Genomic DNA, 22,603 nt, shown 5'->3' with positions numbered 1-22,603 from the left:
TCATATTTAATTTCATGAGGATTGTAATTCTGGGCTCGGGAAATGTTGCTTTTCATTTAGCGCAAGCTTTTAGTGAAAATAAAATCGGTGTTTCGCAGATCTTTGGCCGAAACGGAAAGGCCCTGAAAGAAATTTCAGAACACTGCAATATTCCGTATTCTACAGATGAAATGATGGATGCCGACCTCTACATAATCGCAGTGAAAGATGATGTAACAGCAGAAATTTCGAGAAAGATCATCAAAGAAGACTGCCTTGTCGCCCATACTTCAGGTTCGCTGCCGAAGGAAATTCTGGAAGGCAATTACCGGAAGGCCAGTTTTTATCCGCTACAGACTTTCTCTAAATCCAAGAAACTTAATTATGCTGAGATTCCGTTTTTTGTGGAGGCAGAAAATCAGGAAGATCAGGAAGTGCTGAAAAATCTGGCTTCGCAGGTTTCAGAAAATGTAATGGATTCTGATTATGAAAAGAGAAAATATATTCACCTTACCGCCGTATTCGCCTGCAATTTTGTGAATCATCTTTTTGCCAGAGCCAAAGAGATTTCCGATGGTCAGCAGATTCCTTTCAGTTACTTTTTACCGCTTATTGACGAAACCGTTCAGAAAATCCATGAAATTGATCCTAAATCTGCCCAAACCGGACCGGCCGTGAGAAACGATGAACGCGTGCTGCAGCTTCATGAGGATTTAATCACCAGTAAAGAACACCTGAAAATCTATAAAACCGTGAACGATTCTATAAAAAAAATGTATGAGTTATAAAGCGAAACTTAAAAATATAAAAGCCTTCGTATTCGATGTTGACGGAGTTTTTACCGACGGAAGCGTTTACCTGATGCCCGATAAAAGCATGTGCCGCGTAATGAATGTACTCGACGGTTATGCCGTGGTAAAAGCCATAAAAAACAATTATAAAATCTGCGTAATCACCGGCGGCGACGATCCTGCTGTAAGAAACCGGATTCATTACCTCGGTATTGAAGAGTATTATGCAAAAGTATCCCACAAATTAGAAAAATATGAAGATTTCCGCAAAAAATATAGTCTGCAGAACGAAGAAATCCTTACCATGGGCGATGATCTTCCCGACATAGGAATCATGAAAGCTTCGGGTATCGCTACCTGTCCGAAAAATGCAGTTCCTGAAGTGAAAGCGGTTTCCGCATATATCTCAAACATCGAAGGCGGCAAAGGTGCAGTGCGCGATGTCATCGAGCAGGTGATGAAAGTTCAGGGCACCTGGATTCAGGATGATACCAAAAGCGTTTAATTCAGATTAAAGAATGAAAATATTATTAGCCTCCAATTCCCCGAGAAGAAAAGAACTTTTAAAAGCTTTAGGTTTTGATTTTGAGGTCGTTTCTGTAGATTGTGATGAAGTGTATCCTGAAAATTTGCCGGTCGAAAAAATCGCCGAATATCTTTCCGATTTAAAGTCAGATGCTTACCAAAATTTACAAAGCGGGGAAGTCTTGATTACCGCAGACACCATCGTAGCGCTGGAAAATGAAGTATTAGGGAAACCCAAAAATGTTGCAGAAGCAAAGGAAATGCTTCGAAAACTCTCAGGAAAAACCCATGAGGTTTATACCGGAATTACCATTAGAAATTCACAGAAAAGCATTTCCCAAACCGATGTTACCCACGTAGAAACAGATGATTTGACGGATCAAGAAATCGATTTCTATATTGAAAATTATAAACCTTTCGACAAAGCTGGCGCATACGGTGTTCAGGAATGGTTCGGAATGGCGAAAATCAAACGCATTACCGGCAGCTACTATACAGTGATGGGATTGCCAACCCATTTGGTATACGGCATTTTAAAAGATTTTGAATAAGCGGTCAGCAAAAATAAAATTTAATTATTTTTACAAAAATTAAGAGGCATTTTTCATAATAAAATGCTAATTTGGAAGTTATTATGAAATAATGAAAAAAACTATACTTTTCCTTTCTGCAATCGTTGTTTTCAATTCGTGTTCATCACGAAAGAAAACCGATGATTCTACCTTCATGAAGGGATTTTTCTCCTACTACAACACACTCTTCAACAGTAAAGATGCGTTACAGACCGAGTTGAAAAACCGCGACGAAGCACACGTTGATAATTTTTATGCACCCTATATTCAGCTTCTTACGTACGAGGAACAGCCCCTGGGCAGCGATCTGCAGTCCGCAGGGATGTTTGGCGATGATCCCACACCGCCGGGCAGCATGAATCCTGGTGGGCCCGGAGTTCCTGGTGGAAGAGGAGATTCCCAGAATTCATCAACTGCAGGTTTTAAAAGTGGGGCTTCAATTTTAGAAATATCGGAAGCAAAAGCATTGAAAGCCATTTCAAAATACTCGATGATGAAAGGTGGCGAAGAAAAAAACCGGAAAATTTTCGATGCGAATCTTCTGCTGGCTCAGGCACGGATTTACCGTAATAAACCGCTGGAAGCGCTGGACGGATTGAACTATGTTTTCGCAAATATGCGCAATGATAAAAGAATTCCGTTGGCAAGAATTTATCAGGGCCTGGCCTATTCTAAAATGGGTGATTACTACAGAGCTGAAGAAGTTTTTACCGATGTAAAGAAAGACGATAAACTTAAAAAAGATTATAAAAAATTACTGAGCATTTACTATTCTGAAATGCTGCTGCAGGCGGGCAAAAAAGAAGCGGCTGTTGACGAGCTCGAAGAGGCCTACGCGCTGAATAAAAACCGGAAAATGCGCAGCAGGATTGCATTTCTTCGTGGACAGATCCTGGCAAATCTCGACAGAAACGAAGAAGCCAGAGAAAGTTTCGTGACGGCCTATAAAAATGCCAATGACTTCGAATTTGAAGTAAAGTCGCAGATAGAAATTGCCAAAACCTTCAACGGAAAAGATGATGATTACGAAGGTGCGAAGGAATATCTTGAAAAAATCAGTAAAAAAGGAACTTATGGCTCCAGGAAAAACGAGTTTTATTACGCCCTGGGGCTTATGGCAAATAAAGCCGGAAAAAAGGAGGAAGCCAAAGAATATTTTTCAAAGTCACTGAAAGAAAAAATGTCGGATCCCCAGATTCGCGGCCTCAATTATTACGAAATCGGAAAAGGTTTTTTTGAGGAAAGTGATTATCTTTCTGCCGGTGCGTACTACGATTCTGCACTCGCGGTAATGACTTATGAACCATCGAAAGTTCTGTTGACGGAAAAATCGGGCAACATCAAGCAGGTTTCCGCAAATTATTATCTGATCAGGAAAAACGACAGTATTCTGGCCTTAACAAAAATGCCGGAATCGGAAAGGATCGCCTATTTCAACAAATACATTGAAGGCATTAAAGCCAAAGAAGCCAGAGAAGAACTGGAAAGAAAAAAGGCAGAAAGGAATAAAGGTTTCGATACAGGCGATTATTCTGCAAACTCTATTTTTGCAGGAAATACCGGTGGATTTCAGGATTTTGGGAATAACAAGGGCGGTTTCTATTTTGCCAACCAAAGTACCGTTGCCAAAGGAGAATCTACGTTCAAACAACTGTGGGGAAACCGGGCCCTTAGTGATAACTGGCGTACTTCTGCAAGGGGCAGTTCTATTGAGGATTTAAAAAATGAGGCGATGGGAATTGCATCGGCACCCGACCCAAGACGACTCGAACCTGCATTCTATATTGAAAAAATACCTACGGCGTCCGAAGATATTTTAGCGCTGAAAAAGGCCAGAGATACCGCAAGTTTAGGTTTGGGCAGAATGTACGAGGCATACTTTTCGGACACCCCGCTTGCCACCAAAACACTTTATGATTTGGTTGATTCCCAACCTGAAGAGGAAACCAAACTTCTTGCACTTTATCATATTTTCGCCTTTAATTACGAGAAAAATCCTGCGGCTGCAGAGCGGGCGAAACAGATGATTCTGACCGATTTTCCTTACACTTCTTACGCGGAATTTGTTAAAAACCCAAGAAACAATTCATTTTCGAAATCATCAGAAGAAGTGGAAAAAGCTTATGCGGAGGCGTTCGAACTTTATTCAACAGAAAAATATGAAGAAAGTAAGGCGCTGATCGAATCCTCTGTACAGAAATATCCGAAAGATGCGCTGGTGCCTAAATTTGCTTTGCTGAACGCCTTTAACACAGGAAAAACCGCCGGAAAAGAGATTATGATTTTGCAGCTGGAACAGATTGCCCTGAACTATTCGCGGACTTTAGAAGGTGCAAAAGCAGAAGAAATGCTGCGATACCTGAAAAGCGATCTCGAAATTGAAGCGACCGATGAATCGGGGAACAAAATAAACAACCAGCCGCCTGCAACTCCTGTACCGCCTGCAGATGCAGATTCGCCGCCGGTACCGGGGAAAAGGGACGACCAGCCTGCGCCGCTGAGACCGCGGCGTACGACCGACGAGCCGCAAAAGGTCGCCAGTCCTGCCCAAATGGAAATAAAAATATAAAGCGAAGATTACTCTTCGCTTTTTTTATCATAGAACCTGTGGAATTTATTCTGATTTCTTTTTCTTGACGCCCTGAAATTCCTTCAGGTAAAAGGGCTCGAAATAAGCGACATCCTCAAATTCTTTGTTATTGAATTTTCCAACTGCCTTTTTAACTAAATATTTTGCGGAAGGGTAGAACATTTCGCTGAATTCTGCATCCGGAAGCTGAAGAATTTCTTTTGCCTTAGTGGATCCGTCACCTACAAACATTACCTTTTTATCTTTAAAATCCTGAAAAGAGGTTTCGTCTAAGATTTTTGCTTCGGTTTCGGTGATCATGTTGCCGGAAATTCCGTCGAAAACAGCCGTATAAACCTCCATTCGCCTCGCATCGAGCAAAGGGATAATATAGTCGAAGTTCTGACTTAAAAACGGCTCAATCATCGTCTCCAGAGAATTTACAGCGATGAGCGGAATTTTTAACCCATAACAGAAGCCTTTTGCCGCAGAAGAACCAATCCTGAGTCCTGTATAAGAACCAGGACCCATGCCCAAACAAACGGCATCCAGATCTTTCAATGAGATTTCAGCACCTTCTAAAGCCCATTCAACAAAGGTGTGCAGACTTTCAGACTGTTTATAGTTTTCAGAGACTTCTTCACATACACATAGAAGTTCTTCAACATCAGAGATGGCGACAGAGCAGTTTTTGGATGAAGTTTCGATATGGAGAATTTTCATTCGGCAAATTTAATAAATCAAAAAACAATCTCCTGAGGCTTTCTTAATTTAAAGGTTCTTGTAAACTGTTCTCGGTTCGCTCTGTACGCTCGGATAAATGGTTAAATCTGAAATTGCCACATGCTTCGGCGCGTTAATACAGTAAGAAATGGCGTCGGCAATATCTTCAGGCTGCAAAGCTTTATAACCTTGATAGACTGCATTGGCACGTTCTTCGTCGCCTTTGAACCGGACTTTCGAAAAGTCGGTTTCTACCAAACCAGGCTGAATATTGGTGACCTTTATGCCAAATTCTGTAAGTTCGAGGCGCATTCCGTCGGAAATCACATCAACAGCTTTTTTGGAAGCACAGTAAACAACACCATTCGCATAAGTCTGTCTCGCCGCAACACTGGAAATATTTACAATATGACCGGAATTTCTCTCTTTCATCCCCGGAATTACACATTTTGAAACATAAAGCAGCCCTTTCACATTTCCGTCGATCATGGCATCCCAATCCTCCGTATTACCATCGGAAAGAGGTTCTAAACCGTGTGCATTGCCGGCATTGTTCACCAGCACATCAATATTTTTCCAGGAATCGGGTAGGGAAGAGAAGGCGTTTTCAACCTCATGTAGGTGTCTTTGGTCGAAGTTTAAGGTATAAACCTCGGTAACGGATGAAAGTTGTGTCTTGATTTGTTCTAAAACTTCAGTTCTTCTTCCGCAAAGGATCATTCTGAAACCTTTTTGTGAGAGTAATTCGGCGGTGGCTTTTCCAATTCCCGAAGTTGCTCCGGTGATGATTGCTGTTTTCATTTCAGTATGAGTATTTATCAGAATTATTTAATTTGCGTCGAAACTCTGGAACGCGTCCTCGATATGAGTGAGTTGCAGAACGCCCTTTTCATCAGGAAGAACCGTGATAATATCGAACCGAACTTCCTTATCAATCGTCTTGTCCTGCATGAAAAAATCGGTACACATCACGATCGATTTTATCTTTTTCTTCGTCACCGCTTCCTGAGGCTCGATTAAGGTGTTGTAACTTCTGGCTTTCACTTCAGTAACAACAATCAGGGCGTCAAATTCAGCAACAATATCGATTTCAGCTTTCTGATATCGGAAATTTCTGGCAATGATTCTGTAATTTTTCTTTTCCAGGTATTCCACAGCAAGATCTTCTGCAAGATTTCCGAAATCGTTGTGTTCTGCCATAATTTTAAAATTTTACTTCAACTTTATTACCGACTTTCATCGAAATTTCTGCTCCGATGATGATGGGGCGGTTATCATAAATATGTCCGTTCGGAAAGCCAAATATCACAGGAAAATTATATTTGGAAATCCGCTCGGCAATGATGCGGTAAGAAAATTCATCGAAGCTTTCTTCGTAGTTGATGTTTTCTTTTTCGTCTTCCATAAGCGTCATTCCGCCAACGATCATCCCTTTGATTTTGCTGAAAACGCCAGCAAGTTCCAGCGACATCAGCATCCTGTCCAACGCGTAAAATTTTTCGCCGATATCTTCAATAAAAAGGATCTTATCTTTGAAATCAAACGAATATTTTGTTCCCAGCAATGCGTAAATAAGTGCCAGGTTTCCGCCCACCAAGTCGCCTTGGGCAAATCCGGAGGTGTTGAGTTTATTATTTTTGATGGAATATTCCGGCATTTTTCCCTCCAGAATATCGAAAGTGAGATCATAACCTTCCGGCGTCACTCCAAACCCTGATGTTTTAACGGTTTGTGCGTGAATGGAAGCAAAACCTTTTTTCAGTAAATAGCTTTGGATCACGGTATTGTCGGAATATCCGATATACCATTTAGGATTTTTTCTGAACCCTGAAAGTTTTAAATGTTCAACTAAATGCTGGCATCCGTAACCGCCTCTGGAAGCCCAGACTGCTGAAATTTCAGGATCGTTCAGTGCCCAGTTCATATCGGAAATTCTTTCTTTCTCAGTCCCCGCGTAATTATAGCCGTTTGAAAATTTGGTATAAAGATGTTCACCCAAAGCCGGTTCGTAGCCTTTTGAACGGATGATATGTAAACCATCCTCCAGTTGCGGTTTCTCTACAGAGCCGGCTGGAGAGATTATTGCAATTTTATCGCCTTTCTTTAAGGATGCCGGTAAAATAGGTGCTTTCATTACTGCATTAGTTTTTGCTCGGTTTTTTCTGCTTCCTCCAGCTGCCTGTCGAACTGGTTAAATTTTTTGAAACTCTGCAGAAATATAAAAATACTGAATCCTACAAGAATAAATCCTACGCCTTTACGGATTTGGTTGGCGAGTTTTTCGGTAAGTTTGTCGTGAAACTGTTTGGCCAGATAGATTTTAAAGAAATCGATACCGAGATATGTTGCAACAACCAAAGCCATGTACAGCAGAAATTCGTTGAGATCCGGATAAGCATTCCGCACCGAAATTACGGTAACAAGCCAGAAAAGCACGACCCCGATATTCAGGATATTGAAGAAAAATCCGTTTAAAAAAGTCCTGAAGTAATTCTGTCCTATCATTTTTTCCTCACCGGCAAGATGCATTCGAGTTCGGGAAACAATCATGTAAATGGCGTAAATTAAAATGATAAAGGAGGTAATTCTGTAAAATCCTGGATGTTTATCAATAAGCTGTACCAGGTCGGCACTGGCGAAAAAAGCTGCTGCAATACACAGTATATCTGCTACAATTACACCTAAATCCAATGCCAGCGCATGTTTCGGACCGCGGGAAAAACTGGTTTCTATCAAAAGAAAGAAAATAGGTCCAATGAAGACCAGACTGAGCATAATTCCTAAACCAATGGCAGAAAGTATAAGTTCAAACATCAGTACTGAAATATATGATTCGTGCTGTCTTCAGAAAATTCATAATCCTTTACCACCCTAAAACCGAAGAAACCGTCTTCTATATCGTATGTAATCACGCTTTTATCCTTCATTTTTTCATAATTAAAAAACATTCTCGGCAAGGTATATTCTTTATAAACTCCGCCTTCCAAATAAATTGTTGTTGACCTGCCTTTTTGCGAAGAATATCTTCCTTTAATTCCCTGAATATCAGTTATTCCGTAAGCATAAAGGTAGGTCTCCTGCGTAGGACGTTTAGAAAAGACGTAACTAAACAGGAAGTTACAATTAAAAAGTAAAGGTAATAAAAATTAAAAAAAAGACATATCTGTTGATCTGAATCCGGAAAATCCGGAACAGAATAAACCCAATGGTCATCAACAATATAAAGCTGATAAAAAGATTTTTTACCGAAATAAACGTATAATGCTAAAAAAAAGAAAAGCGTTCAGAATAAATCCAAACACTTTTATTAGATCGGTGAGAAAAGCCTTGTAATGCTCCGTCATTATTCAACAATCTTGAAATCCAGCTGCTTCTGGATGAGATTGGCTTTCATTACTTTTATTTTTACTTCCTGGCCTAACTGGTATTGGTTTCCGGTTCTTGTACCGATTACCGCATGAATTTTGGCATCGTACTGATAAGAATCGTCCATCAGATCACGTAGTTTGATTAAACCTTCAGCGCCGTTTTCCGGAATCTGTACCCAGAATCCGAAATCGGCAACCCCGGAAATTACACCGGTGAAGACTTCGCCCAAATGTTTCTCCATGAATTTTACCTGCATGAATTTAATAGAATCTCTTTCAGCATCGGCGGCCAAACGTTCCATCGCACTGCAGTGTTTACTTTTTTCCTCAAAATCCTGCTTGTTCGGCGATTTTCCGCCATCCAGATAATGCTGAAGCAAACGGTGCGCAATTAAATCGGGATATCGGCGGATCGGGGATGTAAAGTGGGAATAATACTCAAATCCCAGACCATAATGACCAATCGGATTGGTGGAATAAATCGCTTTACTCATGGACCGCATCGCTAAAGTTTCAATCATATTTTCTTCGCCCTTGCCTTTCACATCTGTTAACAAACGGTTGAGGGATTCCGCAACTTTTTTCGTGTTTGCCAAATCCATTTTATAGCCGAAAGTGGAAACAAATTCTCTTAGTGCTTCGAGTTTTGTGGGATCCGGATCGTCGTGAATTCTGTATATAAAGGTGTTTCCTGTAGGATCTCCTTTTCGGTTAAGCGAAACAAATTCCGAAACTTTTCGGTTGGCCAGAAGCATAAATTCTTCAATCAGATGATTGGAATCTTTACTTATTTTGAAATAAACACCGATCGGTTCGCTGTTTTCATCCAGGTTAAAGCGTACTTCGCTTCGGTCGAAGGTAATCGCGCCGTTTTTAATTCTGTTTTTTCTTAGAATTTTCGCGAGCCTGTCGAGTACCAGAATCTCTTCTGCCATATCGCCTTCTTTGGTCTCGATTCTTTCCTGGGCTTCTTCGTAACTGAATCTTCTGTCGGAATGAATAACAGTTCTTCCAAACCATTCCTTTACAACATCTGCATTCTCATCAAGTTCGAAAACCGCAGAAAAGGTATATTTATCTTCATTGGGTCTTAAGGAACACACATCATTACTCAATACTTCTGGAAGCATCGGCACAACCCTGTCAACCAGATAAACCGAAGTCGCGCGGTCGTAAGCTTCGTCATCAAGTCTGGTTCCGGGAACCACGTAATGCGAAACATCGGCAATATGAACGCCGATTTCCCAGTTTCCGTTTTCTAATTTCTGTATCGATAAGGCGTCATCAAAATCTTTCGCATCTTTCGGATCGATGGTAAAAGTGCATATTCCGCGCATATCGCGGCGTTTTGCCACTTCACTGTCGAGAATACGCCGGTCGATTTCTCCCGCTTCCTTTTCGACTTCTTCAGGGAACGTATAAGGCAAACCGTATTCCGCTAAAATAGAATGAATCTCGGTTTCATGTTCGCCCGGTGCGCCTAATACTTTGATGATTTCGCCTTCTGGATTTTTCTCGCCGGATTTCCATTCGGTCATTTTTACAACGACTTTATCTCCGTCCTGTGCACCGGCAATTTTTCCTTTCGGAACAAAAATATCAGTATTGATTGTCTTTTTATCACATACAACAAACCCAAAATCCTTATGTTTAATAAGTTGGAACGTGCCTACAAACTCATCACGGTTTCTTTCGATAACCTCCAGCACAGAACCTTCAAGCTTTTTACCTTTAAAATGATAGGTGACGATGAGTACCTTGTCACCCTGAAGCGCATCTTTTACGTTTTTCGAATGAATGAAAACATCATCGTCAAGTTCTTCGACTTTAACATAAGCGTTTCCGGCCTGGTTGAAATCGATAATCCCGGTTAAGGTTCCTTCGATCCGGAGATTGATGATGTATTTTCCTTTTTCAGTTTCTTTAATCCGTTCCTCAGAAAGTAATTTGTGAAGTGCCTGGATGACCAGCTCTCGCTGTCGTGGATTTTTATAGTCAATACCATCTGCAATCTGTTTGTAATTATAGACTTTAGAGGATTTCTGGTTCATAAATTTCAATATCAAACGTCCAATTTCCTGGAGTTTGTGATTGTTTTTATGAGATATAAATTTGCTTTTTTTAGCCATGTAAATGGTTTATTAATTTTGGGGTAATGGTTAGCAGCAAGAGATTTTTGCTACCCTTTTTTCATGTCTACCTCCTTCAAAATCAGTGCCGAGGAATTTATCAACAATATCAACTGCTAATTCACTGGCGATAAATCTGGCCGGAAGCGCGATCATATTGGCATTGTTGTGCTTACGTGCAAGTTCGGCCAATTCTGGCATCCAGCATAATGCGCAACGGATCTGCTGATGCTTGTTCGCTGTAATTGCAACACCTTGGCCGCTTCCGCAAATCAGGATTCCGAAATCGCATTCGCCGCTCTCAACGGCATTAGCACTGGGATGAACGAAATCAGGGTAATCCACAGAATCTTTGGAAAACGTACCGAAATCTTTTACTTCATAGTGAGTTTCCAGATGTTTTTTTATAATTTCTTTGTAATCGAAACCGGCATGATCACAGGCGATGGCTATCTTTTTCATTTTTAAAGGATATTAGAAGGTAGATTTCCTACAAATTTAAGATTATATATAGAAAGAAGTGATTATATAAGCTTTAAATATCATGTTTTTAACGCTTTTTAGCTTGATTTTATTCTGAAATCTGATTCGCAAGCGGATTTGAAGACTATTCCACAAAACATGTGAGGATAACACGGAATTGGTGTGGATAACTCTTCAAAACATTAGGTTTTATTATCCGTTTTTATTTCCTATTGGAAAATGTTTTTGGAATTTGAAGCAGAATGTTCAGTAAAGTTTCAGTGATCAATTCTTACAGTTGTCCATACAAAGGTTTTCAGGAAAGCCGGAGTAGCAAAATTATTAACAAATGTTGATAAACGTTAATAAACGTTAAAAATCAAATACTTGCATTGTTAATCATTTATGAATTGAACTTCAACTAAATGTGTTGAACTAAAAGGCGTGTTTTTCTCCACAAATCCGTCTTCTACAACAACACTATTCATTTCTTTCTTTTAAAAAAAGAATATAATGTAGATAAAATGAGTCTTCGGGGATTGTGGAATTTTAGCGGGAAATAAATTTTTATTCAGGTGAATAAATCTTAAATTTGTGAAACTAAAAAACAAAGGATTTTTATGAAAACAGTGAACGATTTCAATTTTAAGGATAAAAAAGCATTGGTGCGTGTAGATTTCAATGTACCTCAAAGTGCTGATCTGAAAGTTACGGATAATACCAGGATTCAGGCAGTAAAACCTACCATTGATAAAATCCTGAATGATGGAGGTTCCGTGATTTTAATGACTCACCTCGGACGCCCAAAAGGCAAAGTAACTGAAGAATTTTCTTTAAAGAATATCGTGGGTGAAATAGAAACGGTTTTAGGAAGAACAGTTAAATTCTGTGCAGACTGTATCGGGCATGAAGCGACTGAAATGACTTCAGATCTTCAGCCTGGAGAAATTCTATTGTTGGAGAATTTGAGATTCTATAACGAGGAAGAAAAAGGAGATAAGGAATTTGCTGAAAAACTTGCGAAATATGCGGATGCTTATGTAAATGATGCATTCGGTACAGCGCACCGTGCGCATGCATCTACCGCCATAATTGCAGAATATTTCCCTGAAACTAAATTTTTCGGTTTACTGATGGCCAAAGAGCTTGAAGCGGTAGAAAAAGTTTTGGGAAATGGAGAAAAACCGGTTACTGCTATTCTTGGAGGATCCAAAGTTTCGACCAAAATTACCATTATAGAAAATATTTTACCGGCTATCGATAACTTAATTATCGGAGGCGGAATGTCCTTCACCTTTATTCGTGCGTTGGGTGGACATATCGGAAATTCTCTTTTAGAAGAAGATAAATTAACGCTGGCGTTAGAAATTCTGGAAAAAGCCAAAGCCAAGAATGTAAAGGTATTTTTACCGACAGATGCTGTAATTGCAGATGAATTTAGTAATGACGCAGACAGAAGAGAAGTAGATATTTATGATATTCCGGAAGGTTGGATGGGAATGGATGCGGGATCTAAATCAAGAGTTCTTTTCCATGATGTAATTATGAATTCCAGAACAATTTTATGGAACGGCCCGATCGGAGTTTTCGAAATGCCTAATTTTGCTGCTGGAACTATAGCTTTAGGTGACAGTATTGCAGAATCTACCGAACTCGGAGCTTTTTCACTTGTTGGTGGGGGCGACAGTGTTGCTTTTGTAAAACAGTTTGGTTATGATGACAAAGTAAGTTACGTATCCACCGGAGGAGGTGCGATGCTTGAAAGTTTGGAAGGAAAGGAATTGCCTGGCGTAAAAGCAATCAACAGTTAATTGATGATATTATTAATAAAAAAGTTTCCGGTAATTCCGGAAACTTTTTTTTGCTAAAGTTTGAAAGGTTTTTTAAAAATTGAATAAAAACAGTAAAAATCGACCTTCATAAATACCTTAAAAATCGAAAAACTATTTTTTTTCGATAATATATATCAAACTCGAAAATTCGTCGTTTTTTAATGCTTTAAAATTAGAAATCGCTCCGAAAACAAAACCTTTAAGCCAAAAAAGCGGTGAATTTTTATATTTTTCGCTCAACATCGAAATATAGAACGCATCGAGCAGGAGGGGCTTAATATATTTAATTTTCCACTTTTCGTTATTCATTAATTTGTGCATTCCGGTCTTCGAGAAATGATAAATATGACGGGGAACATCATAAGCTGCCCAAAATTCCCTGTATTTTTTCGCATCATAAGAGGTGTAATTGGGAACCGCTATAATCAGTAAACCATTGCTTTTCAGTTTTGAGTGAAATATATTTAATATATCTTCTTGATTTTCAATATGTTCGAAGACATGCCACAGGGTGATCGCATCAAGTGAATGGTTTTCAATACTGCTCAGGTCCTTTATAATTTTAGTTTTTGACAATTTCTTTAGAGCAAACTCAGCCGCTGACTGATTAGGTTCGTATCCAAAGGTTGTAAAATCATCTTCAATATATTTCAAAAACTCTCCGGCACCGAAACCATAATCCAATACATTAGCATTTTTATGAAGTTCCTTTGCAAGAATATTTCTTTTGAAATTCAGATTAAATCCCTGTAAAAATTTATACAGTTTATGTTTTAAATCTTTTTCATCCTGATAATGCGAAATATAATCGGTGCTTTCATAATACCGGCCTATATTCTCCGGAACGGGATGGGTTTTATAAATTCCCGTAATAGAAGTTTCTTTAATTTTAAAATCTTCTTTGGTCAAAAAGTGATCTTTAATTATCATAAAAGACTGTATTTAGAAGATCTTGATGTTTCACGTGAAACATCAAGATCATTATAAAATGATTTATCTGCCCAAATAGATAAGAAGCACGTTGATATCTGAAGGTGATACGCCGCTGATTCTTGCTGCCTGCGCAATGGTTTTGGGCTGAATTTTATTCAGTTTTTGTTTTGCTTCTGAAGAAAGTGAACCTATTTTAGTGTAGTCAAAATCATCCGGAATTCTGATGGTTTCCAAACGGTTTAGCTTGGCTACATTTTCTTTTTCTTTCTCAATGTAACCTTTGTATTTGATATTGATTTCAGCCTGCTCTTTAACTTCTTCTGTAAATTCCTTAGTTTTCTCACCAATAAAATCAATTTCACTAAGTTTTTCAAGCGTCATATTCGGTCTTGTAAGGATTTGCGACGCGCGGTATGCCTGATCCACAGGAGAGGATTCAATGGATGCGAGGATAGGATTGATAATCCCGGGTTTCAAAGAGGTAGATTTCAGATATTCTTCCAGCTCATTACTGGCCGCGATTTTATTTTCTACGTTTCTGAGCCGTGTTTCATCTGCAAGACCTATTTTATGTGACTTTTCAGTTAATCTGATGTCGGCATTATCCTGTCTTAAAAGCAGCCTGTATTCGGCCCTGGAAGTGAACATACGGTACGGTTCTTCGGTTCCTTTAGTAATTAAATCGTCGATAAGAACGCCGATGTAAGCTTCATCACGGTTGAGAATGAATTCTTCTTTCTCGTGAACTTTGTTGTGTGCATTGATTCCTGCAATTAATCCCTGTCCGGCAGCTTCTTCATAACCGGTTGTACCGTTGATTTGACCGGCGAAATAAAGGTTTTCAATGAGTTTTGTTTCAAGGGTGTGATGAAGTTGAGTAGGAGGGAAATAGTCATATTCAATAGCGTATCCGGGGCGGAAAACTTTTACATTTTGGAATCCTGGGATATGCCGCATCGCTTTAATCTGAATTTCTTCGGGTAAAGAAGAACTGAAGCCGTTAACGTAAATCTCTACCGTGCGCCAGCCTTCAGGTTCTACAAAAAGCTGGTGTCGTTCACGCTCTGCAAAACGGTTGATTTTGTCTTCAATACTTGGACAGTATCTTGGCCCAATACTCTGTATTGTTCCGTTAAACATAGGGCTTCTGTCGAATCCTTCTCTCAATATTTCGTGAACTGTTTCGTTGGTATAAACAATGTGACAGCTTAGCTGTTTTGTAAGTTTTGGCGTATCGGAATAGGAGAATTTCTGCGGATTTTCATCTCCTTTTTGTTCTTCCATTTTAGTGTAATCAAGGCTCCTGCCATCAACACGTGGCGGGGTACCTGTTTTCATTCTTCCTGCTTCAAAACCTAATGATACGAGCTGTTCTGTAATCCCGAAAGCTCTGGGTTCGCCCATTCTTCCTCCTCCCAGTTGTTTGTCACCAACATGAATTAAACCGTTTAGGAATGTTCCGTTGGTTAATACTACAGATTTAGCTTTAATTTTTATTCCTAGTGAAGTTACAACGCCCGTAACTTTATGGTTCTCGATGATGAGACTTTTCACCATATCCTGAAAGAAATCAAGATTTGGTGTGTTTTCGAGGGCAATACGCCATTCTTCCGCAAACAACATTCGGTCATTTTGGGTTCGTGGAGACCACATGGCAGGTCCTTTTGATAGATTCAGCATCTTGAACTGAATTGCTGATTTGTCCGCAATAATACCGGAATATCCGCCCATAGCGTCAATTTCGCGTACAATTTGTCCCTTCGCGATGCCGCCCATAGCAGGATTACAGGACATTTGGCCTATGGTCTGCATATTCATTGTAACCAAAAGGGTTTTAGATCCCATATTGGCTGCAGCAGCGGCGGCTTCGCAACCTGCGTGGCCGGCGCCGACTACGATTACGTCGTATGTCTCGTTGATCATGTATATTAAAATGATAATTAATGATTGAATGTTTCACGTGAAACATTTAATAAATTTTAATACCCGTTAATCGGATACTGCAATTCATCTTATATTTGATTGAGTAAACGGGGTGGGGTACCGAATGAATTATCTCTTGTTCAGATAATAATCTTCTTTACTGCGCATTTCTGCGATTTCTTCTTCTGTTTTGTCCTTATACCCACAAAGGTGAAGAAGTCCGTGTGCTAAAACCCTGAAAAATTCAGATTCAAAATCTTTAGACAAAGTTTGAGCGTTATCAAAAATGCGCGGCAAAGATACAAAAATATCTCCTGAAATGGTTTTGCCCTTTACATAGTCGAACGTGATGACATCGGTGTAATAATCATGTTTTAGATATTCTCTGTTAACCTGGAGTAAATACTCATCATCACAGAAAATATAATTGATTTCACCTGGCTTTTTGCCCTCAGAAAGGATAATATTTTCCAAACTGTTGCTAAGGTTGGCTTCGATTTCGATTTTATCGATATCTTCAAAGAAAAATTGTATCATATTAAAACCAGTGTCCAAGAATTACACTAAAAATATTATTATTACGGTTCAAAGATTTGCTGTAATTGAACTTTATCTGCCCAAAAGGTGATTTATAACCTGCAGTAATACCTGCCGATGACTCGGTAATATGTAAAATATCATCAACTTTAATATCATTAAAGAGATTTCCTATGCTTAAGTTGGCATCGAAAAAGTAATTTTTATAAAAATTAAATTGGAAGGTATTTGCTGCGATAAGCATGTTTTTGGAATATAGCTGCCCGAATTCATATCCTTCAAATTTAAATAGGTTTCCCATATTCTGCTCGAATATTCCACCGATCCTATAATGGTAGTAAGGAGAAAGCTCTTCCCCAACCGTAACTCCGCCGAATAATCCAAGCCGGTAAGTAAACCACGAATTCAAAGGAAAATTGATCTGTGACACGATTTTTAGCTGAACCGTTCTTCCTTCCTGCTCATCATTAAGAAGATCCAGTACCTTTCCTTCCGCATAAAGAAATAAACCTTTTGTAGGAAAACTGGTATTATCCTGGGTATCGGTTTTAATAAATACATAAGGATTGATGAAGTTATGGGCATTCGAGTAGTTAGACTCCGATATAAGCTTAGATTCGTAATAATCGTGGCTTATACCGCCACCAATGGCGTATTTATCCCGCCATACGGACTGGATAAAAGCTTCGTTTCGGAACCAGTTCCATTTTTCGTACACGTTAGCATCGATATCCATTAGATACAGCGTCATTCCGGAAGCATAAACACCAAAACCCGGAATATATCCGTTATCGATAAAATAGTTGAGATAGTACCGCGGTTTATCGCCCACCACCACATCCAGAGATACCGTAGAGTTTCGGAAAAGGAGTCTTTTTGCCGTGGCGTTAAGAAGAAGCCCGGTTTTGAATACTTCATCGTAATGAAGCCCGAATTTTAGGAAAAAACGCGTGTCCTCTTCGGTAACATTTAGTTTTAAATAATTCCGGTCTTCCTGTTGCGTGATATCGTAATTAATCAGCCTGTAATTATTGGTTGCATACAGCCTGTCAATCATTTTATTGATGCTCCCATAGGTCTGTAGTGAAGGTACACGGAGATTCATTTTCCCCTGTACATAGTTTTTACCGAAAATATGATTGTTTTCGAGAATCAAGCTGTCAATTTTATAGACATTGGAATATATCGAATTCAAAGGTACCCTCAGAAGATCAGTTTTTCTTTTTGGCAACAGCGAAAGCGTTTCTGTATATTTTTTGGCCTCTACATAACCTGAATCTAATATGGCAGCCTTAGCATCGTAACTTGTAGCGCTCATTCCCGTTAAATCCGGATGAATATTGATATCAGTATAGTGATACTGGTTTTTGGTTTCTTTCTGGATTCCAAAATCAATCACCTGATTCAGAATATCAATGGCACTCTGCAGATTTTGTCTGTTTGCTAAGCCCTGGCTCAGATCCACACCAATAACCACATCAATTCCTTTATCTTTAAGTGGTTTTGAAGGATAGTTGACGGTCATTGCTCCATCGATATATAAAGAATCATTGATTATCACCGGATCCATCAAAGAAGGAAACGCAGAACTGGCCATAATGGAACTCACCAGATCACCTTTCTCGAAAATCTCAATCTTTCCGCTTTCTAAATTGGTTGCAATACACATAAAGGGAATAGGAAGTTTCGAGAAATCATCAATTGTAGAAACGTTTTTAAACAGTTCTTTTAAAAGATAGATGTTTTTTTGACCGGTAGAGATTGCTTTTGGTAAAACGTTGATTTTACCGTTTTTAACTGGGATATTAAGAATATACTTATCAACGGATTTATCGAAAAAGGTGGTTTCTTTACGCGTTTTTTCGTTTGCGATGATGGTGTAAAAATCGGTTTCCATTACAATCTTTTCGATCTCTTTCCCTGTATAGCCGGAAGCGTAAAGACCGCCCACAATCGCTCCCATGCTTGTTCCCGAGATATAATCTACTTTTACGCCCAGCGAATCCAGGACTTTTAAAACGCCGATATGCGCAAAGCCTTTGGCTCCGCCGCCCGAAAGAGATAAACCGATCTTTGGATTTTGTGGTACAGTAAAACCTTCCTTTACCTGTGCATTAAGGTAGAAGTTTATAAATAAGGCTGAAAAAAGCACCAGTATTTTCTTCATTAATTTTTGATATAAATTCTCTTTACACGTCTTGAGATCGAAGTTAAAACTTCATAAGGTATTGTTTTACAGTAATTTGAAAATTCTTCGAGAGAAGGATTGGAATTGAATATAACCACTTCATCTCCCTCCTTTGCGGCAGCATCTCCGATATTGATCATCATCATGTCCATACACACATTTCCTACGATAGGAAAAAGCTTCTTCGCGATGCCTACCTTTCCAACTTCATTTCCAATAAGCCTTGGGATTCCGTCGGCATAACCCACCGGTATGGTTGCGATCTGCGTACTGTTTTTTGTTCTGTAATTCCTGTTGTAACCAATTGATTCTCCTGCATTAACCGTTGAGATCTGTGAAATTACGGTTTTAAAACTTACCGCACCCTGCAATTGTTTTTTTATTTTTTCACTGGAAGAAATTCCTACCATCCCGATACCAATTCGAACCATATCAAACTGATAATCAGAATAATGTACAATCCCGGAAGTGTTTAAAATATGTCGTATGGGTTTGTAATGTAATCCGGAAATGAGATTATCGGAATTTTTTTTGAAAATTTCAATCTGCTCTAAAGTATAATCTTTTCCTTCAGGAACATCAGCAATGGAGAGATGACTGAAGATGGAGGCAACTTTTACATTCAGATGCTTCAACTTTTCGGTAAGTTCATTGAGTTCACCTTCCTTAAAACCAAGCCGGTGCATACCGGTTTCAAGTTTGATGTGGATAGGATATTTCTCCTGAATTCCTTTTTGAGCGAGCTGTTGGGTGAACAGTTCAAGTACCCGGAAACTGTAAATCTCCGGTTCCAGATTATAATCAATGATAATGTTATAGCTGTGCTGCTCAGGATTCATCACCATAATGGGAGCGGTAATGCCGTTTTTTCTTAAATCTACCCCTTCATCTGCATAAGCAACGCCAAGATAATCAATGTGATGATGCTGGAGAAACTCGGCGATCTCGTAACCGCCAAGCCCGTAAGAATAAGCCTTTACCATTGCCATCATTTTCGTTTCAGGCTTTAATAAGGCTTTATGCACATTGATGTTGTGCAGAATGGCATTAAGGTTTACTTCAAGAACAGTATCGTGCTTCTGAAGTTCCAGGTGATTTTTAATTTTTTCAATTTCGAATTTCCTTGCACCTTTTAAGAGAATCAATTCGCTTTCGATCTGATTAAGAATATGACTATCAATAAGTTCATTAACGTTATTGAAAGTGTAAGTTTCAGCTTTAAAGTCGTTTTGGTAATTTATTATTTCATCGCCAATGAGAATTATTTTGCTAAAATCCTGCTGATTTGTGATTTTAACAACTTCACCATAGAGCTGTTCAGCGTTTTTTCCTTCGACAATATCGGTAAGAATAAGCGTATTTTTTGGTTTGTTATATTCCTTGATAAACTGGTAAGCAATTTTTAAAGAATCCAAATCCAGATTAAAGGAATCGTTGATGATAAGATTATTCCGAAGTCCGTTGACACTTTCCAGACGCATTTCTACAGATTTCAGGGTATTGATCTTATCAACAATCTGTTTGAAATTAAACCCAAATTCCTTCAGAACCGCCACAACACAGAGCGCATTTCTCAGTGTCGCTTCGTCTCTTTGCTGCGCCGGAAGCTGAAATTCATCATTGAAATAACGGATCTGTAATGGTTCAGACTTATCATTCGGATCATTCGTAATGGTAATATCATTCCGGTGTTTCAAACCATATGATATTAAATTTTTACATGAATAGATCTCGTTTATTTTATTGTATACCAAGTCATTGTCACCATTAAAAATAATAGTTTCAGAATGTTTGAAAAGTTTTATTTTTTCTTCTGTCAGTTCTTCTTCGTCCACAAAATTTGAGGAATGTGCAGAACCGATATGCGTAAGGACACCAATTTGAGGTGGGAAGATATCTTCCAGAATTTCCATCTCGCAGGGCTTGGAGATGCCCACTTCAAAAATGCCGACTTCATGGATTCCGTCAATTTTGAGGAGTGAAAGTGGAAGTCCAAGCTGCGAATTGAAACTTTTCGGGCTTTTCACCGTATTAAAATCCGTAAACAGACTCTGATACAGCCATTCTTTTACGATGGTCTTGCCGTTGCTTCCCGTAATCCCTACCGTCTTCAGATTAAAAAGTGAAAGATGATGCTTTGCCAGTTGCTGGATGAATTTTAATGAATTTTCTACAATAATCCAGGTAATATCTTGCAGACCAGCGACTTGATGTTCAGAAATAATGATTTTAATTCCTTTTTCAACGGCAGCCTGAATATATTTTTCTCCTGAATTTTTTTGGGTATTGATGGCAATAAATGCAGTATCTGCCGAGGAATAGAGGGTTCGGCTGTCGAACGAAATCGTGGTCACCTGCAGACCTCCATTCCCAATCAATTGGGATTTTGTGAGGTCTGCAAGTTGTTTGGTCGTGTAATTCATTTGTTTTTCCGCTTCAGAATTTCTTCGTTAAAAACCTTCCGGCTTACCGCTTCGTAACTCTCGGTCTCACCCAGTTGTACCAAATCTTCACTGGCTGAAGTCCGCATCGAGTAATGGGCAAGATTTCCGGTTCTTTTACAGATGGCGTGAACTTTTGTAACATATTCCGCTGTGGCCATCAGATTGGGGATCGGCCCGAACGGCCTGCCCATAAAATCCATGTCGAGACCCGCGATTACCACCCGCACTCCGTTATTGGCCAAAGTATTGGCAACTTCCACCACACTTTCATCGAAAAACTGCGCTTCATCAATCCCTACTACATCGCAGGTAGAACCCAGCAATAGTATTTCGCTCGTGCTTTCCACAGGCGTACTTCTGATCTTATTTTGGTTGTGCGAAACAACTTCTTCTTCGGCGTATCGGGTATCGAGTTTCGGCTTGAAAATTTCAACATTCTGGCCGGCCATTTCAGCACGCCGCAGCCGCCTGATGAGTTCTTCAGTTTTTCCCGAAAACATCGAGCCACAGATAACTTCCATCCAGCCGCTTTGTTTTGCGTGATTAATTGTATTTTCTAAAAACATTTGTTAATTTAGCCGTGATATTCAAAGCTCAAAAATACGGAAATTTAATAGACTTTATTATGCAAAATCTCCAGGACCTACAGGAAAAAATTTTTTTTGAATCCAAGACAATTCTCGAAACACTTTCACGGATCAATTCAAAAGAAGAACTTCTCACCAAGCAGGATTTATTTGCAGAAGTAACCGACAGAATTGCATTTCTCAGGATTTTGGAGAAAAATAAAGACAGTTTCATGAGCGATGATACCGTGGAAAAACCGGCCCAGGAAGAATCCAGAATTTTTTCCGGAAACGAAATCATGAGCCCCGAATTCAGCCATTTTGATGACGCTCCACTGGAAGAGGATATTATTGAAGAAGAGGTGATGTTTACAAATGAGCTTAATGAAATTGAAAACGAAGAACCTGATGTATCTACAGAAATATCTGTTGAAAAACATTTGGAAATTGAAGAAGAAGCGGTAGAAGAGGAACTGCTGGCAGCTATTGAAACTGAATACAGCTATGAAGAACGCATTGCGCAGAAAGAAAAAGAATTTCAGGAACTTGAAGAACGCCGGAGAAAAATCGTAGAATTCAACAAAGAAGATGTAATTCATCCTCAGAAACCGGAAATTTTTCATGAGGAAAAAAAACCTGAACATCATTCCGTCGAGAAAAAAATTAAACTGGCCCATATAAAAGGCTTAAAGGTTGTGCAGAATCTTTTCGATGAAGATCCGCTGGAACGGCTTGAAGAAGAAAAAACGCACATGGCTGAACCTAAAACAGAATCCGGAAGTATTTTAAAAACAAATATTCCTACGGATTTTATGGAGGCGGAGAAAAAGAAAAACGAATTCAGACTCGATTTGAATGATAAGGTAGCTTTTACAAAACTTCTTTTTAATGGCGACGGAGACGAACTTAAAACGACTGTAGATAAACTGAATTCCTTTGATAATCTTGAAGATGCGAAACAGTATTTAAGCGAAGTGTATTATCAGAAAGATTGGGGAAAAGTGGATGAATATGCACAGAGACTTTGGAACCTCGTAGAAAATAAATTCTTGTAACGGATAC

General features: G+C 39.2%; 19 protein-coding genes. 6 read left to right on the top strand and 13 right to left on the bottom strand.

Annotated elements, in window-relative coordinates:
• The first annotated feature begins 14 nt into the window (after positions 1-14).
• The 4 genes from OK344_RS05625 to porW all read left to right on the top strand — a co-directional run bounded on the left by OK344_RS05625 (position 15) and on the right by porW (position 4,436).
• Positions 15-767, top strand: a complete 753-nt coding sequence (locus tag OK344_RS05625; RefSeq protein ID WP_265144110.1) for a Rossmann-like and DUF2520 domain-containing protein — start codon at positions 15-17, stop codon at positions 765-767.
• Positions 757-1,275: a KdsC family phosphatase gene (locus OK344_RS05620; RefSeq protein ID WP_265143860.1), complete on the top strand. Its 519-nt coding sequence runs from the start codon at positions 757-759 to the stop codon at positions 1,273-1,275. Before OK344_RS05625 ends, OK344_RS05620 begins: the two co-directional genes overlap by 11 nt.
• A 13-nt stretch (positions 1,276-1,288) precedes the next feature.
• Positions 1,289-1,846: a Maf family protein gene (locus OK344_RS05615; RefSeq protein ID WP_265143859.1), complete on the top strand. Its 558-nt coding sequence runs from the start codon at positions 1,289-1,291 to the stop codon at positions 1,844-1,846.
• Between the two features lie 91 nt (positions 1,847-1,937).
• Positions 1,938-4,436 (top strand): type IX secretion system periplasmic lipoprotein PorW/SprE, encoded by a 2,499-nt coding sequence (gene porW / locus OK344_RS05610; protein ID WP_265143858.1) that lies wholly within the window; start codon positions 1,938-1,940, stop codon positions 4,434-4,436.
• A gap of 45 nt (positions 4,437-4,481) precedes the next feature.
• Here the strand turns inward: porW and tsaB are convergent, their stop codons facing one another.
• From tsaB to rpiB, 7 genes are all read right to left on the bottom strand, one after another.
• Positions 4,482-5,159 carry a tRNA (adenosine(37)-N6)-threonylcarbamoyltransferase complex dimerization subunit type 1 TsaB gene (gene tsaB / locus OK344_RS05605; RefSeq protein ID WP_265143857.1) on the bottom strand — a complete coding sequence of 226 codons (678 nt, stop codon included), beginning with the start codon at positions 5,157-5,159 and terminating at the stop codon, positions 4,482-4,484.
• A 48-nt stretch (positions 5,160-5,207) separates the two neighbouring features.
• Positions 5,208-5,960, bottom strand: a complete 753-nt coding sequence (locus OK344_RS05600) for an SDR family NAD(P)-dependent oxidoreductase (protein ID WP_265143856.1) — start codon at positions 5,958-5,960, stop codon at positions 5,208-5,210.
• 27 nt (positions 5,961-5,987) lie between these two features.
• Complete coding sequence (locus tag OK344_RS05595; RefSeq protein ID WP_265143855.1) at positions 5,988-6,359, bottom strand: YraN family protein; 372 nt, start codon at positions 6,357-6,359, stop codon at positions 5,988-5,990.
• 4 nt (positions 6,360-6,363) lie between these two features.
• The gene (locus OK344_RS05590; RefSeq protein ID WP_265143854.1) at positions 6,364-7,293 is read right to left on the bottom strand and encodes a S66 peptidase family protein; all 930 of its coding nucleotides are present in this window, start codon (positions 7,291-7,293) and stop codon (positions 6,364-6,366) included.
• Positions 7,293-7,973 (bottom strand): LysE family translocator, encoded by a 681-nt coding sequence (locus OK344_RS05585; RefSeq protein ID WP_265143853.1) that lies wholly within the window; start codon positions 7,971-7,973, stop codon positions 7,293-7,295. Before OK344_RS05585 ends, OK344_RS05590 begins: the two co-directional genes overlap by 1 nt.
• A 529-nt stretch (positions 7,974-8,502) precedes the next feature.
• A complete protein-coding gene (gene rnr / locus OK344_RS05580) occupies positions 8,503-10,656 on the bottom strand; it encodes a ribonuclease R (RefSeq protein ID WP_265143852.1) in 2,154 nt (717 codons plus the stop codon).
• Between the two features lie 30 nt (positions 10,657-10,686).
• Entirely contained in the window at positions 10,687-11,118 is a 432-nt protein-coding gene (gene rpiB, locus OK344_RS05575) for a ribose 5-phosphate isomerase B (protein WP_265143851.1), read from the bottom strand.
• Positions 11,119-11,738: 620 nt separating this feature from the next.
• Between rpiB and OK344_RS05570 the strand changes: the two genes are divergently transcribed.
• Entirely contained in the window at positions 11,739-12,929 is a 1,191-nt protein-coding gene (locus OK344_RS05570) for a phosphoglycerate kinase (protein ID WP_265143850.1), read from the top strand.
• A 132-nt stretch (positions 12,930-13,061) separates the two neighbouring features.
• On the opposite strand, the gene OK344_RS05565 is transcribed toward OK344_RS05570, so the two are convergent.
• From OK344_RS05565 to OK344_RS05540, 6 genes are all read right to left on the bottom strand, one after another.
• Positions 13,062-13,880 carry a class I SAM-dependent methyltransferase gene (locus OK344_RS05565; RefSeq protein ID WP_265143849.1) on the bottom strand — a complete coding sequence of 273 codons (819 nt, stop codon included), beginning with the start codon at positions 13,878-13,880 and terminating at the stop codon, positions 13,062-13,064.
• Between the two features lie 63 nt (positions 13,881-13,943).
• Entirely contained in the window at positions 13,944-15,806 is a 1,863-nt protein-coding gene (gene mnmG, locus OK344_RS05560; protein ID WP_265143848.1) for a tRNA uridine-5-carboxymethylaminomethyl(34) synthesis enzyme MnmG, read from the bottom strand.
• A 129-nt stretch (positions 15,807-15,935) separates the two neighbouring features.
• Positions 15,936-16,343 carry an rRNA maturation RNase YbeY gene (ybeY, locus tag OK344_RS05555; RefSeq protein ID WP_265143847.1) on the bottom strand — a complete coding sequence of 136 codons (408 nt, stop codon included), beginning with the start codon at positions 16,341-16,343 and terminating at the stop codon, positions 15,936-15,938.
• A 1-nt stretch (position 16,344) separates the two neighbouring features.
• Positions 16,345-18,510, bottom strand: a complete 2,166-nt coding sequence (locus OK344_RS05550) for a patatin-like phospholipase family protein (RefSeq protein WP_265143846.1) — start codon at positions 18,508-18,510, stop codon at positions 16,345-16,347.
• A complete protein-coding gene (locus tag OK344_RS05545) occupies positions 18,510-20,954 on the bottom strand; it encodes a bifunctional UDP-N-acetylmuramoyl-tripeptide:D-alanyl-D-alanine ligase/alanine racemase (RefSeq protein WP_265143845.1) in 2,445 nt (814 codons plus the stop codon). The genes OK344_RS05550 and OK344_RS05545 overlap by 1 nt, the downstream gene beginning before the upstream one ends.
• Positions 20,951-21,541, bottom strand: a complete 591-nt coding sequence (locus OK344_RS05540) for a thymidine kinase (RefSeq protein ID WP_265143844.1) — start codon at positions 21,539-21,541, stop codon at positions 20,951-20,953. Before OK344_RS05540 ends, OK344_RS05545 begins: the two co-directional genes overlap by 4 nt.
• A 59-nt stretch (positions 21,542-21,600) precedes the next feature.
• On the opposite strand from OK344_RS05540, the gene OK344_RS05535 reads away from it, so the two are divergent.
• The gene (locus OK344_RS05535; RefSeq protein ID WP_265143843.1) at positions 21,601-22,596 is read left to right on the top strand and encodes a DUF8457 domain-containing protein; all 996 of its coding nucleotides are present in this window, start codon (positions 21,601-21,603) and stop codon (positions 22,594-22,596) included.
• The last annotated feature ends 7 nt before the right edge of the window (positions 22,597-22,603 follow it).

Origin of the sequence: Kaistella yananensis, from assembly GCF_026107505.2 — a bacterium.
Classification (GTDB): domain Bacteria; phylum Bacteroidota; class Bacteroidia; order Flavobacteriales; family Weeksellaceae; genus Kaistella; species Kaistella yananensis.
The sequence above is the reverse complement of the archived record's forward strand: the minus strand, read 5'-3'. Positions and strand labels throughout refer to the sequence as shown.